This is a genomic window from Marivirga arenosa, from assembly GCF_030503895.2.
Taxonomy (GTDB): domain Bacteria; phylum Bacteroidota; class Bacteroidia; order Cytophagales; family Cyclobacteriaceae; genus Marivirga; species Marivirga arenosa.
In genome coordinates this window covers 35,459-50,850 of sequence record NZ_CP129970.2, presented here as the reverse complement: position 1 = coordinate 50,850, position 15,392 = coordinate 35,459, and the positions used below count along the sequence as shown (strand labels likewise).

The window sequence follows — 15,392 nt, the reverse complement described above, 5'->3', positions numbered from 1 at the left end:
AATGGGTCTATCCTTTAATTATTTTATTCCGTGCTTAAATAGTAAGCTCCTTCAATAACGTAATTTTTATTTGCATTTAAGCTGTTAGGATCTATTCCAATATACTCTTCATTTTCCGCCACCATTTGAATTTCAACTTTATTAAATTGATTATCAGCTAATGCTTCAAAAATATAGATATGGTTTCCTTGTCTTAAAATTCCTTTTTTAGGCATTAGTAGTAAACTATCAGTTTGAGAATGTACAGTCACTTCTAGCTGAGCGCCTAATGGGATATTTACTTGTTCTGGAATGTCAGCATGTGCTAAGACGGCATTACCTGTTAACTTTTTATTGATTAAATGTAATTTGCTATCGTAAGACTTATGGCTTTCTGGTAATTTAAAACTGACTCTTTGCTCTTCTTTTAAGAGATGTATGTCTTTCGGGTAAACCAAAAATTCAAGATGCATTTCATCAAGATTAACGATCTCAAATAAGTCCATATTAGGTTCAGCAAGCATTCCTCTTTTAACATAAACCGCTGTTACGAAACCGCTAAAAGGAGCTCTTATGTGCAAGTTTTCCTGAAGGTTTCCTTTTACTAATGAGCTAATATTAACTCCTAGTTTTTGCAACATACTTTTCTTAGCATCAGTATTCACCTTCATCTCATAATATTTTGCTTCAGTTTGCTGATAACTTTTTAATGAGATCGCTTTATTTTCTACCAAGCTTTTCTTTCTTTCAAAATCAGCCTGCAACTGTTTTAAAGTATTTATGGAAGCTAGATATTCACTTTGAAGTGTCAATATATCTGGATGAGAGATAGTGGCTAAAGATTGCCCTTTTTTCACTTTATCACCTGGTAAAATACTAGTACCGTTAATAAATGCACGCTGCACAATATGTACGTTAGCAATATCCTCTGGTGCTACAGCAAGCTCACCAAAGACAGTGAGTTTTTTATCCAATGGAGCTTTTTTCAACTGTGCAATTTTCAATGAGCTATTGGCTAACTGTTCTTTGCTTAAACTGATAGCAACTTCTTCTTGAGCGGCTTCTTCTGAATTAAGCTGTGTTTCTTCGCTACAAGCCGATATCACTAACAGCATCGATAATATTATATAATTGATTTTCATTTTGTTTCTGTTAAATATTGTAATTCAATTGAAATGTTGGCGATCTCTTTTTTGAGTTCTAAATTGGTTTTTTGAATGTTGTAAAGAGCATTTAAATTTTGTACGAATTCGTAAAAGTTTAACTCTCCAATTCTTAAAGCCTCAGATGAGGATGATTCAAGATTTTCTAATTGATCAATCATAGCAGAACTTTTAGACAAGAGTCGTTCATAATTCTGATAATCTTTTTTTGCAATAATCAATCGTTGACTTCTCTCATAATTCTGCCAATCGATTGTCGATTTTTGTATTTCTTTTTCAATTTTTAATTCTTGAATGTTTCCTTTCACATTATTGTAGAAGATTGGTATACTTAATCCAATCTGGAAGCTTTGAAATCCAGTTATATTATTCAAACTTTGATTCACGTATCCTACATAGGCTTCAGGGAAATACTGTGCTTTACTTACTTTGATTGAACTACTAATCGTTTTCATCTGCTGTTTATTTCTGAGAGTAAAGGCAGGATCAAGAGTCAATGAATCAAGAGAATTACTCCATTCATATCTGCTATATTGACTGATGGAATCAGGTAGCTCATTACAAAAACAAAGCTGTTTCAAATTTTTAGTATTTTCGTTTAAAAGCTTTTTTCCTTTTATTAATTCATTTTCAATACTCATTAATTGACCCGATATACTGAGGATTTCCAGCTTTCCACTCTCACCTTCTTCAATCATTTCTTTAGCTTGTTTCATGCTTTTCTGTAAAAGATCCGATTGATCCTCTAAAAACCGTACTTGTCTTTTACTATATGTCCAGTTATTCCAAGCTTTTCTGATATCAGCAGCTACTTGTTTTTTAGCTAGATGATATTCTTTGTTTGCTAGTTCGATTTGATGATCCGCCATTTCGGATCTTCTAAAATTAGCAGGTACATTTCCAATAGATTGTTGAATCGTCCAACTATTATCAATTAAAGGACCGTCTAACTGACCTCTTTGATAATTTATATTGGTGGAAGGAATTTGAAAAGCTTGGGTTTTAAAACTTTTAGCCTGTTCTATTTTTAGTTGTGCATTGATCACATGAGGATTTTTTTCCATAGCATTAGTGATCATACTTTCTAAAACTTGAGGATCATTTTTATCCTGTGCTTGTAACTCATAATTCAGTCCTGAAATACTCAGCAAGAATAGGATTATGATAGGTATAATCTTACCACTCATTTTTACTTTATTGATTAAATAATATAAAGCAGGCAGCACGACTAGCGTTAAAAAAGTAGCTGTAATTAATCCTCCAATTACTACTGTAGCCAATGGTTTTTGAACCTCTGCTCCGCTTGAAGTTGAAACAGCCATAGGTAAGAAACCTAAAGAAGCTACTAGTGCAGTCATGACAACAGGTCTTAAACGATCAGCACTTCCTTTTTTAATGAGTTTGATCAAGTCCATTTCTTTTTCTTCTGCTTTTAAGTCATTCAAATGACTGATTAATACAATTCCGTTTAATACGGCTACACCGAAAAGAGCGATGAAACCTACTCCGGCAGAAATACTAAATGGCATGTCGCGTAACCATAAAGCTAAGACTCCGCCAATGGCTGATAGGGGTACGGCAACATAGATTAAAAGCGCATATTTAATTTTACCAAAAGCAAAGTATAAGAGTATGAAAATCAGAGCTAAAGCTACCGGAACTGCTATAGATAAACGTTTACTTGCCTTTTCTAGAGTTTCAAACTGACCTCCATACTTAATAGAATAGCCCGGATCCATTTTGAGATTTTCATCTAATTTACTCTCAATATCTGCTACAAGTCCCGCAATATCACGGTCTCTAACATTCACACCTACTACTACTCTTCTGCGAGTATCATCTCTGGAGATCTGTAGTGGACCTTCTTGATATTCCCATGAAGCCACCTCTGATAAAGGAATAATTGTGCCATCTTTGCTTTTAATAGTAAGCTGATCTAGGTTTATGGAATTTCTGAAAGATTCACTCAATCTCACTACTAATTCAAACTTTCTTTCTCCTTCAAAAACAAATCCTGCATTTTCACCAGCATATGAGGCTCTTACAATACTGTTTAATTCTTCAATAGAAACGCCATATTGAGCGGCTTTCCTTCTATTGTATGAGATAACCCATTGTGCTAAACCTTCAGTTTGCTCTACTTTCACATCAGCTGCACCCGGTACTTCTTTTATGATAGCGGAAGCTTGTGCACCATAATCTGCCAATTTCTGTAAGTCTTCGCCATATATTTTGATAGCAATATCTGATTTTGCTCCTGTAATTAATTCATTAAAGCGAAGTTGAATAGGTTGCGTGAATTCGAATACAGCAGTAGGTATTACTGCGAGTTTCTCTTCCATCTTTTCGATCAAATCAAAACGATCTTCACCATTGACCCATTCATCCTTTGGCTTCAAAATGATCATAATATCTGCTAATTCGATTGACATCGGGTCAGTCGGGACTTCAGCCGTACCAATTTTTGAGACCACAGACTCTACTTCCGGAAAATTATCTAATAGGATTTGTTCAGCTTTTGTACTGGTGGCAATACTCTGCTCAAGTGAACTCCCTGGTGGTAAAGTCATTTGCATGGCTAAATCACCCTCTCCTAATTGGGGGATAAATTCCGAACCCATTTTGGTGAAGATGAAAATGGAACCTCCTAATAATATTGCAGATAAAGCAACAGTCATTTTTGGGTTTTTTAATGAAGTGTTTAGTACAGGTTTATAAGCTGCTTTTAGTTTTAATATGATCTTATCTGCAAAGGTGACTTGCTCTTTGATTTTCTTTTTCAAGAATAAGGCAGTCATCATAGGTACATAGGTCATGGACAAAATCATCGCACCAATAATGGCAAAGCTCACCGTTTGTGCCATAGGTCTGAAAGTTTTACCTTCAATTCCTGTTAAACTTAAAATAGGTAGGAAGACTACTAAAATAATCAGTACCCCAAAAGCAGCAGATTTGTAAATTTTCTGCGATGCATTAATTACTACTTCATCCATTTCAGATTGACTTAATTGCTTGCCAATATGGACGGTGAAGAGAATGTGAAGAATACTTTCAACAATGATAACGGCACCATCTACTACTATACCAAAATCTATAGCTCCTAATGACATGAGGTTAGCTGAAACATCAAAGATGTTCATCATAATGAAAGCAAATAGTAATGAGAGTGGTATAATGGAGGCTACAATCAGACCTGCTCTGAAATTACCTAGCAACAATATCAAAACAAATATTACGATTATACCACCTTCCAATAAATTGGTTTTAACAGTGTTAATAGCTCTTCCAACTAAATCTGATCTGTCAAGATAAGGCCTGATTTTCACCCCTTCTGGTAACGATTTTTGGACTTCAGCCACTCTAGCATTTACTGCTTCTAATGTTTTTGATGAATTTGCACCCTTCAGCATTAAGGTGATGCCTCCAACCGCTTCTCCTTCTCCATCTTTAGTCATGGCACCAAAACGTTTTGCATTTCCGAACTGAACAGTTCCAATATCTTTTATAAGAACTGGTGATTTCGGGTCATCTTTAACCAAGGTATTACGGATATCATCCAGGTCTACCATCATGCCCTCTGTTCTTACGTAATAGGCGTTTTGATTTTTTTCTATATAACTTCCTCCAGAATTCTCATTGTTAAGTTGAAGGGCAGACGTTACTTCTTGAAAAGTAACCCCTTGTTGCGCCATTAATGAAGGATTAATTGCAACTTCATATTGCTTAAGAAATCCACCAAAAGAACTTACTTCTACAATTCCCTTAATTCCGGATAGTTGTCTTTTCACAATCCAGTCTTGGATTGTCCGGAGCTCCATAGGAGAGTACTGCCCTTTATGTTCATCATCCACCTCTAATGTATATTGGTAGATTTCACCCAAACCAGTTGTGATGGGCATTAATTCAGGAGCTCCCAATTTTGAAGGGATTTCACCACTTACAATATTGATTTGTTCCTGAACATATTGTCTTGTATCCAGTAAAGGTACATGCTCTTCAAATACGATGGTCACTACCGATAATCCATATTTCGAGATCGATCGGATTTCTTCAATCATCGGAATATTGGCCATTGAAATTTCAATGGGATAGGTAATGAATTGTTCTACTTCTTGTGCTGATAGTGAAGGACTTACCGTGACTACTTGCACTTGATTATTGGTAATATCAGGGACTGCATTTACAGAAAGCTGATTCATTGAATATATACCGCCACCAATTAAAGCGATTACTCCAAAGAACACGATCAATTTGTTCTTTATGGAGAAAGAAATAATTTTTTGAAACATGAAATGTTATTTGATTATTTAAGAAATAAATAAATGTGAACGAATTCTTAAATAAGGGAAGGGGGGCCTCTATAAGAGAAACTACTTTTGAATATAGATTGAATAATTTTATCTTCAATCAGAAGTTGTATTGAATTATCATTTTCAATTTGTGAAAAATCGAAATCAATGATTGTAGGAACTAATAAAAATAAATCATTACTTGACAGACTTTGTTGGCTCGCATGTTTGGCTAGTGCCGAATTGTTATTTTGATAATTGTCAAGGTGATTAGCTCCTAAATTAAGGTGAAAGCCAATTTTGAGTAAATCGATTGGAGATTTTACAGGTTCATTTCTGAGAATCTCATTAAGATTAAAGCCATTTTCACTATGATGATGAGGCACAAAGCTGTGTAGCAGTAAAATATTTACCGATACAGTAATTAAAAATATGCCTAAAATTCTCCTCATTGATACAAATGTAAAACTTTATAATGATACGTTACTATTTAAAGTATAGTTTTAATAATCTGATAATTTTGAAAGAGATAAAAATAAAAGCATCCGCTTAAATACGGATGCTTTAAAGTGAGATAGATATTTTATCAACCTAAATTGGCAAGGCTTTCCTCAAGGGTTTTTATTCTGGCTTCAGCATCTGCTTGTTTTTTCTTCTCCATTTCAACCACTTTTTCTGGGGCATTACTCACAAATCTTTCATTTTCAAGCTTCTTTTGTACACTTTTAAGGAAACCTTTAGTGTAATCAAGCTCTTTTTGAATTTCTTCCTTCTCTTTTTCAACATCAATGGCACCTTCCATAGGAACGAAACACTCATCTGATCCAATAAAGAAACTAACAGCTTGATCAATTTTAGTATTGGTGAACTCTAGTGATTCAATATTTGCTAGTTTGTTAATAACAGAGATATACTCTTGATAAATCATTTGGTCATTAGTCTTCACAAATAACTTTAAGGCATCTTTTGGAGAAATACCTTTCGAAGCTCTTATATTTCTAATCTGTGAAACTAATTCAAATGTTAATTTCAAATCTCCTAATATAGACTTGTCATAATCCTTTTCTATTGGCCAGTGATTCACAATTACACAATCCTTAGCATCTCTTTCTGTAATTTGATGCCAAATCTCCTCCGTAAGGAAAGGCATAAATGGATGAAGTATAGTTAAGATATCTTCGAAGAATTTGATCGTAGCCTCATAAGAATTTTTATCTATAGCTTCTCCATATGGTGGTTTTACGATTTCTAGATAGTAAGAACAGAAATCATCCCAGATCAATTTATAGGTAGTCATTAAAGCATCAGAAATTCTGAATTTGCTAAAATGATCATTGATTTCTCTTAAAGCATCCTGGAATCGAGCTTCAAACCAATCGATTGCTTTCATGGCTTCAATTGGAGTATCCTTTTCGGTAACTTCTAATCCTTCAATTAATCTATAGGCATTCCATATTTTATTACCGAAATTCCATCCTTGTTCGCAAAGCTTTTCTTCAAATAATAAATCATTTCCGGCAGCCGCAGAAAGCAATAACCCAACTCTAACGCCATCAGCACCATGCTTATCAATCAAGGCTAAGGCATCAGGAGAATTGCCTAATTGCTTAGACATTTTTCTGCCTTTTTCATCTCTAACAATTCCAGTCAGGTACACATTTTTGAAAGGTAGTTCTCCCTTAAATTCATAGCCGGCTATGATCATACGGGCTACCCAGAAGAATAAGATATCTGGTCCTGTTACCAAATCATTAGTAGGGTAGTAGTAGTTGAAATCTTCATTTTCGGGATCTTTGAAACCATCAAAAACAGAGATTGGCCACAGCCAAGAGCTAAACCAAGTATCTAAAACATCCTCATCTTGTTTTAAATCTTCGATTTTTAAGTCTTGATTGCCTGATTTCTCTTTCGCTAATTGTAAAGCTTTATCAGCATTTTCTGCCACTACAAAATCACCATCCGGAAGAAAATAAGCTGGTATTCTTTGTCCCCACCATAACTGACGTGAGATACACCAATCTCTTACATTTTCCATCCAATGTTTGTAGGTGTTTTTAAACTTAGGTGGAATTAGTTTGATATTATCATTCATCACATTCTCATAGGCAGGCTTTACCAATTCCTCCATTTTCACAAACCATTGTGTAGAGAGTTTCGGCTCAATAACTGCATCTGTTCTTTCAGAATGACCAACATTATTGGTATAATCTTCTTCTTTCTCTAATTGATCAACTTCTTTTAAAAGCTTGGCAATTTTCTTTCTGGCTACAAAACGATCTTCGCCAACTAGGATTTGAGCTTTTTCATTTAGCTTACCATTATCATTAATAATGTCAATTACTTCTAAATTATGGCGTAAACCAATTTCGTGATCATTAATATCATGAGCAGGAGTAACTTTTAAGCAACCTGTTCCAAATTCCATATCAACATAATCATCTTCCACAATTGGAATGGCTTTATTAATTAATGGAATGATTGCTTTTTTACCTTTCAGATGATGGAATCTATCATCATTAGGGTTGATACAGATGGCAGCATCCGCCATAATTGTTTCTGGTCGAGTAGTAGCGATAACCAAATAATCATCACTACCTTCAATTTGATACCGGATATGGTAAAGCTTACCATTTACCTCTTTAAAGTTTACTTCATCATCGGCTAAGGCAGTTTTTCCTTCAGGATCCCAGTTTACCATTCTGGTTCCTCTGTAGATGTATCCCTTTTTGTAAAGATCAACAAAAACCTCAATTACAGCCGCTGACATATCTTCTTCCATGGTGAATCGCTCACGATCCCAGTCACAAGAGGCACCTAGCTTTTTGAGCTGTTGTAGGATAATACCACCATATTTTTCTTTCCATTCCCAGGCATGCTTCATGAATTCATCTCTTGTGATTTCATTTTTATTGATGCCCTTCTCTTTCAACATCTTTACTACTTTAGCTTCGGTGGCAATAGAAGCATGGTCCATACCCGGCACCCAACATGCTTCTTTTCCTTGCATCCTGGCTCTTCGAATCAAAACATCCTGAATCGTGTTATTCATCATATGCCCCATATGTAATACACCAGTGACATTTGGCGGTGGAATAACAATGGTGTAAGGCTCTTTTTTCGGATCTGGTTTTGAAGCAAAGAATTTTTGGTCCATCCAGTGTTTATACCATTTGTCTTCTATATCAGAAGGGTTGTATTTTGTTGCCAGTGACATATATGAATTATTTTATTCTAATTTTTTATATAAAATGAATCGCAAAATTAAGCAATTCAATAATTTTTATTGAGGGATAATGAATAAAAAAGCTTTTCCAATCATAAAAGCTTTTTGTAATGATAGTAACACCCCCACAGCCCCCTCAAGGGGGCAGGGTTGTTAAAATGACATTGTTTTGAACTGGATTTCTATCCCCTTGAGGGGATTATAGGGGTGTAAAAATTACTTCGCAGGAAGTAATTCAGTTCTAACTTCACCAAAACCAATTCGGACTCCATCTTTTTCTCCATGACCTCTCATAATAACCGTATCATGGTCTTGGATGAATTTTCTTTCAGATCCATCCGGCATTGCTACTGGCTTTGTTCCTCTCCAACTAATTTCAAGCATAGAACCATAAGAGGAAGGATCATTTCCGCTAATAGTACCTGAAGCGTAAACATCACCAGTATTGATATTACAACCATTCACCGTTTGATGGGCTAATTGTTGTACTACATTCCAGTACATGTATTTAAAGTTGGAATTTGTTACTACTTTTTCTTCTGAATCTTTCGGTTTGATTCCTACTTGAAGGTCAATGTCAAAATGGTAATCTCCTGTAAATTTTAAGTAGGGTAGAACTTCAGGTTCTTGTTTTGGACCTGCTATTCTAAAGGGTTCTAATGCTTCCATCGTAACAATCCAAGGTGACATAGAAGAACCAAAATTTTTAGCTAAAAACGGACCTAATGGAACATATTCCCATTTCTGTATATCTCTTGCAGACCAATCATTAAATAAGGTAAACCCAAATATATGCTCTTCTGCCTCATCTGTAGAAATTGAATCTCCTAATTCATTTTTACCACATGTGATAAATGCCATTTCTAATTCGAAATCAACTAATTTAGCCGGCCCAAAATCTGGTTTTTCTGCATCTTGAGCAATCGTTTGACCTTTTGGTCTGTGTAAAGGAGTACCTGAAATCACAATAGAAGAGGCTCTGCCATGATAACCTACCGGGATGTGTTTCCAGTTCGGTAATAATGCATTATCAGGATCACGAAACATAGTACCTACATTAGTCGCATGTGATTCTGATGAATAAAAATCTGTATAATCGCCAACCTGAATAGGTAAATGCATAGTGGCTTTTTCCATTGGAATTAAGGCCTTAGCTTTTAGTTGGTCATTCGATTGAAGTTCTTGATTATCAACTTGAAGAAGCTCTGAAATTCTTTCTCTTACAGGAATGGTGACTTTTTTTCCTAAATCCATAAAATCATTCAACACTGCTTTGTCAAAAATTCTGTCTGGTAAATTCAGATCATTGAATAATTGCGCGGATTGAATTTCAGTTAAGTCCAAAATATGATTTCCTATTGCTACACCTGCGCGCGCTGATTTTTCAGCAGTAGAAAATATACCATAAGGTAGGTTTTGAATAGGGAAATCTGAGTCTTTTGGTACTTCCACCCAGCTTTTTAAAGCTGGATTATTCGCTTTATACGTCATATTAAAAAGTCGTTTTTGTAGTCAGAAATTTTGAAATGCTAATATCTGAAAATTTGAGCAAAGGGGAAAGGAGAGGAGTAGTTAGTTAGCAGCTGGGAGATTGAAGTTAGTTTGCGATTTCAATTACCAACTCTTGAATATTAGTGCTTAAAAAGTACCATTTGAATTATTCGTCCAGTCATTCTAATATTTGTATAGTAGCTATTTGGCAAATCCGGTCTGACTTTCGTCTGACCTATTGAAGCATCCAATCTATTGAAAATATAATTTGAGCAAAGGGGAAAGGAGAGCTAGTTAAAATATAGAAGAGGGTAGTGAAGTGGTAAGTATGATGTTTGGTGTTGAGAAGTAGCGTATTTAATGCAATTAGTTACTAATTATTAATTCTTAATTCATAATTATTTTAATCCAACCATTCTACAAATTCGTATGTCTAAACAGGTATAGGAAAGGGGAATATGCTGTTTTTGAATATTTTTCGATCAAATGTAATATTTAGAGGACTGTTCCTTACCTATTGTATAATTAAGTTCTTATTTTTGTTAATTAGAATAAATGAAGCTAATTGATTAGGGTTATTTTAGATTAGCGGAATTTAAAGCATTGATTATGAAGAAATTTTTACTTTCTATATTGTTTTTGGTTGGGGTTTCTAACCATTTATTATCAGCAGATTTTTATGCCGTGGGTGGGCTTTGGAGTAATGCCAATAGTTGGGCTTCAAGTAGGGGAGGAGCTGGTGGTGCGGGTGTTCCTGGTCCGAATGACAATGTTTTTTTAGAAGGTAACCAAATGTTTATTTTTGGAGCTGATGCAGTTGTAAATAACGTTAATGTTTTATATGACGTTGCCAATCAAATTACAATTTTTGGTGAAGTAAGAAAATTGACAATCAATGGTGTATTAAGATCATATGACCTTCAAGAAGTGCCTTTTTTACCACCAGGTTCAGGTGTTTTTGCCCCGGTAGATAGAGAACCAAACACGAATGTAATTATTGATGATTTTAATTTGACTTTAGAGTTTACAAGGAATGGTCAAATCTTTCAATCATGGGGCGAACTTGCACCAATTGCTAATATGGAAGTTAACACAACAGGTACTTCAACAATTTCGTCTAACATCGAAATATCTGGTGGAAATTTAAGTTTATTAGGTGGTAATTTATCTATTTCTTCAGGCATTTCAATTTCAGACAGTGATTTCGATTCAAATTTAATAACTATTGCATCTACTACATTAACAGTAAATGGAGCCATTTATGGTAACTCTAATTCTAATAGATTTAATTCAGTTGATATTCAAGGAAATCTGACAACAGGTACATCAGGCTACATTAATGCAGATAATTTCACATTAGGTGCTTCAAGTACGTTCACTATTAATTTTAATGGAGCTAATCAAACAGAGGGTTGGTGGTACCAATCAGCTGGTCCTACAGGTACCTTCTCATTAGATCCAGCATCAACTGTAATTTACAATGCCTCTGCAGATCAAGTAGTGGGAGCCCAAGAATATGGAAATTTAAGATTAAGATCACCATCTAGTGCATCTGTCAAATCATTACAATCAACAGGAAATTTATTAGTTCAGGGCCTATTAAGATTGAATTCGGCAAATGTGACTTTTGATACTTCGCCTAATCCGAACCCTATAAATATTGAGGGGAATGTTCAAAATTTAGGAAACTGGGCCCCAACCCAACTGGTAATTTTTTCAGGAACTACTCCTGAATCCATTAACGGTGCTAATCAAATTACATTTGCTGGAGGTTTAAGAGTTAGTAACACTTCTGGATTGACATTGAATAATATTGGGATTGATATAAATGGAGAATTAGATATTGATCCTTCATGCTCCTTTGACCCAACAGATCAGGTAGTCACTGTTTCTGGTAATATGAGAATTGATGGTGACTTAATTGCGGGAACAAACCCGGGAGGTTTTATCTTTGATGGAACTACTGAATTTTTAGGTTCTGGCTCTAGAGCTTTCTATGATTTTACGATTGATGCTTCAGGGTCAGTAAATGCACCTCCAGGTATTTTAACGGTGCATAGAAATTGGACTAATGAAGGTGTCTTTGATAATGGTGGGGGAACTGTGGCTTTTACTGATATCCCAATAAAATCAATATCAGGGTCATCAACCACTTCTTTCTGGAATTTATCAGCAGAGGGTGGTACAATAAATATTAATGGTAATGTTGATTTAGAAAATGTGATGTCATTTGCTGGCAGTCCTACCGTGGATTTAGATGGCACTGGATCAGGAGTATTTACTCTTCTATCCTCAGAAACAAGAGATGCGGCTATTGATAACATTGGCACTGCAACCTTGGATGGAACCATGAATGTTCAGCGTGCTATTTATACTGTTGGAGGTGATAATAGGGGGTACCATATAGTAGGTTTCCCAGTTTCTGGATTAAGCGTTTCAGAAATTCAGGACGAATTATCAGTTACTGGGCCTTTTACCGGAGCTAGTGCATGCCCTACTGCAGGATGTACTTATTCTATATACGCATTTGATGAAGTAGCTGCCGGTAATGGTATTTTTGATAATGGTTATACAGGTTTCCCTTCCTCTGGTAATGGTGAGTCATTCACTCATGGTGAAGGTTATTATATTTTCAACTATGCTGGAGAACCAGCAAGTGGTATAATAGAGGGGAATGGAACAGTTTTTTCTGGTGATTTTAATATTGTATTATCCAGAACAGGATCATCTGATGGTTCAGGTTGGCATATGGTTTCTAATCCTTATCCAGCTCCAACAGATTGGTCACAATGGGATCGTTCAGGTATTGATGCAGGTACAGCTTATTTGTATAATCCATCATCCCAAGCATATGAGCCTCTTGATGGAGCAGTCCAACAATTAATTCCTCAAGGTCAAGGTATATTTGTAAGAGCTACAACAAATGGTGCAGTTCTAAGTGCAACTGAGGCTACAAAAGTAACGGGTACAACACCTACTTACTATAGAACTTTACCTCAAGAAAGATTTGAGATTATCTTAAAGACACCTGATTATGATGATATAACTATTGTTTCATTTAATCAGAATGCGACAGACAATTACGAACCGAAATACGATGCAGTTAGGTTATTAAATACATATGAGACAATTTCTACTTTAACAGAAGATAATGAAATGGTTAAAGTAAATAGATTAGCTCCGGTAACCAATTCTTCAAATTGTAGCAGATCAATAAAATTGAACTTGGAACAAATGGTAGTAGGAGATGACTATGCATTAGATTTCTCTGGAATTAGTACAGTAAGTACTCAAGAATTAATATTGAAAGATAATTTCTTGAATACAGAAAATCAGATTACTGATAATTTAGTCTATAACTTTCAGGTAACGGATGAGCTAGCCTCAAAAGGTTCTGATAGATTTGAAATTATATTAAATTCTAATCAACCTTCACAAATATCAACTGTTAGTGATGATGTTTGTCCTCAACAAAATGCTACAATTGTACTACAAAATACTGAAACCTTTGTAAACTATTTGATTTCAAAAGGGGATGAAGTTGTAGCTTCTGTTGAAGGAAATGGTGCTGATGCAAATGTTGACATATCAACTGAATTATTAGCAAGTTCAATTAATGATTTTACAATTCAAGCCTTTGTAAGTGGTTGTGATACTACCAATGTTGGAAACGCTCAAGTTCAAGTTTATGATGAATTGATTTTAAATCAAGAAGTAAGTGGTTCTTCAATTTGTAGTGCTGATAATCAAGCTTCTTTCAGTATTAATACTCAATTAGGAGCTAATTATTATATTCTTGATGGGCAAGATACAATACAATCAGTAAATGGGACAGGAAGTATTTACGATGGTTTTATTTCAGTTAAAGATCTTAACTCAGGTCTTAATGAATTTACGATAGCTGCTGAAAAGGATGCTTGTCAAAGCGGTACTTTACAATCAACATTAGAAATTAAATATCAAGATTTAGTAATTGATGAGAATATTGCTTTTGAATCAAATGATATTTGTATTGATAATTCTGCTTCCATAGATTTCACAGGTCAATCAGGTGTTACTTATAGTGTGTATCAAGATGGAACATTAATAAGCAGTATTGATGGAGATGGTACCAATCAATCTATAGTAATTGATAAAACAGAATTGACTTCAGGATCGAATGAATTTACAATGAAAGCTTCCTATGGTAGCTGTTCAGAGTTCGAATTTAGTGATAAAGTAATCATTAATGTTGAGGAAGAAATTGTTCCAGATCTAGATATCACCAATGCGAATAGCTGTGGTAGTGGAGTGGCATCTGTCATAATTAATAACGCACAGAACGGTAAAACCTATAACTTTGTATCAGGAGAAGAAGCCATTGTTTCAAAGCAAGCTTCCCAAGATGGTAAATTGATCATTGAGGTACCTGTCACAAGTTTAACTACAGGCTTGAATCAATTCGATATTTTAATTGAAGGACAAAATTGTACATCCTTAAATGCAAATCAGGTAGCTTCGGTAAATTATGTTGAATCTGCTGTTATTGATCAAGTTGATGATTACAGCATATGTTTAAATGAAACCTTAACCATTGATTTGTCGGCTAATGTGGACATGGATAATTATCAATTATTTTTAGGTGATGAATTATTAGCTGAAACAAATGAAGCTAGAATATCTATATCTCCAGAGGAAACAACTACTTATACCTTAACGGGTTCTGCAACTAATAGCTGCGAAGTCAATTCAATCAATTTCACAGTAAGTGTTACAGATATATCTCAGCCCGGTATTTTAGTTTCTAATAATGTATTAGAAAGTTCGATTGAAGGTGACTCTTATCAATGGTACTTAAACGGTGAATTATTAGAAGATGAAACTAATAAGCTAATAGTAGTTACGCAAAAAGGTGATTATGAATTAGTAGTTACTCAAGGTAATTGTTCAGCAACTAGTGAAGTATTTTCTTTCGATCAAGAGATTTTAAAAGCTAATGAATTGTTAGAAAATTCAATCAATTTATACCCGAATCCAGTAAGTGAAAAAATGTTTATTGATTTAAATACTATTAATTCAGTAAATATTACTATTTTCACTCTTGAAGGTAAGTTTATTGATAGCTTTAAATTAGAAAAATCTCAAACTGAATTGGATATGACTAAATATTCAAATGGTACTTATTTAATGCAGTTTGAATCCGATAAAGGGAGTATCACGAAAAGAATAATTAAGCAGTAAGAATAACTGCATTTGAATAGGGAATAC

At 34.7% G+C, this 15,392-nt stretch carries 6 protein-coding genes; 1 reads left to right on the top strand and 5 read right to left on the bottom strand.

All coding sequences use genetic code 11. From position 1 onward, the window contains the following. Nucleotides 1-23 precede the first annotated feature (23 nt). The 5 genes from QYS48_RS00185 to fahA form a co-directional block, all read right to left on the bottom strand. Entirely contained in the window at nt 24-1,121 is a 1,098-nt protein-coding gene (locus QYS48_RS00185; RefSeq protein WP_308357017.1) for an efflux RND transporter periplasmic adaptor subunit, read from the bottom strand. Beyond that, nucleotides 1,118-5,431, bottom strand: a complete 4,314-nt coding sequence (locus tag QYS48_RS00180) for a CusA/CzcA family heavy metal efflux RND transporter (RefSeq protein ID WP_308357016.1) — start codon at nt 5,429-5,431, stop codon at nt 1,118-1,120. Before QYS48_RS00180 ends, QYS48_RS00185 begins: the two co-directional genes overlap by 4 nt. A 47-nt stretch (nt 5,432-5,478) precedes the next feature. Beyond that, nucleotides 5,479-5,883: a hypothetical protein gene (locus QYS48_RS00175; RefSeq protein ID WP_302100035.1), complete on the bottom strand. Its 405-nt coding sequence runs from the start codon at nt 5,881-5,883 to the stop codon at nt 5,479-5,481. A gap of 134 nt (nt 5,884-6,017) precedes the next feature. Then, nucleotides 6,018-8,645, bottom strand: coding sequence for a valine--tRNA ligase (locus QYS48_RS00170; RefSeq protein WP_308357015.1), 2,628 nt, complete (start codon nt 8,643-8,645; stop codon nt 6,018-6,020). 225 nt (nt 8,646-8,870) lie between these two features. After that, the gene (gene fahA / locus QYS48_RS00165; RefSeq protein WP_308357014.1) at nt 8,871-10,145 is read right to left on the bottom strand and encodes a fumarylacetoacetase; all 1,275 of its coding nucleotides are present in this window, start codon (nt 10,143-10,145) and stop codon (nt 8,871-8,873) included. 609 nt (nt 10,146-10,754) lie between these two features. Between fahA and QYS48_RS00160 the strand changes: the two genes are divergently transcribed. Next, complete coding sequence (locus QYS48_RS00160; protein ID WP_308357013.1) at nt 10,755-15,365, top strand: T9SS type A sorting domain-containing protein; 4,611 nt, start codon at nt 10,755-10,757, stop codon at nt 15,363-15,365. Nucleotides 15,366-15,392 lie beyond the last annotated feature (27 nt).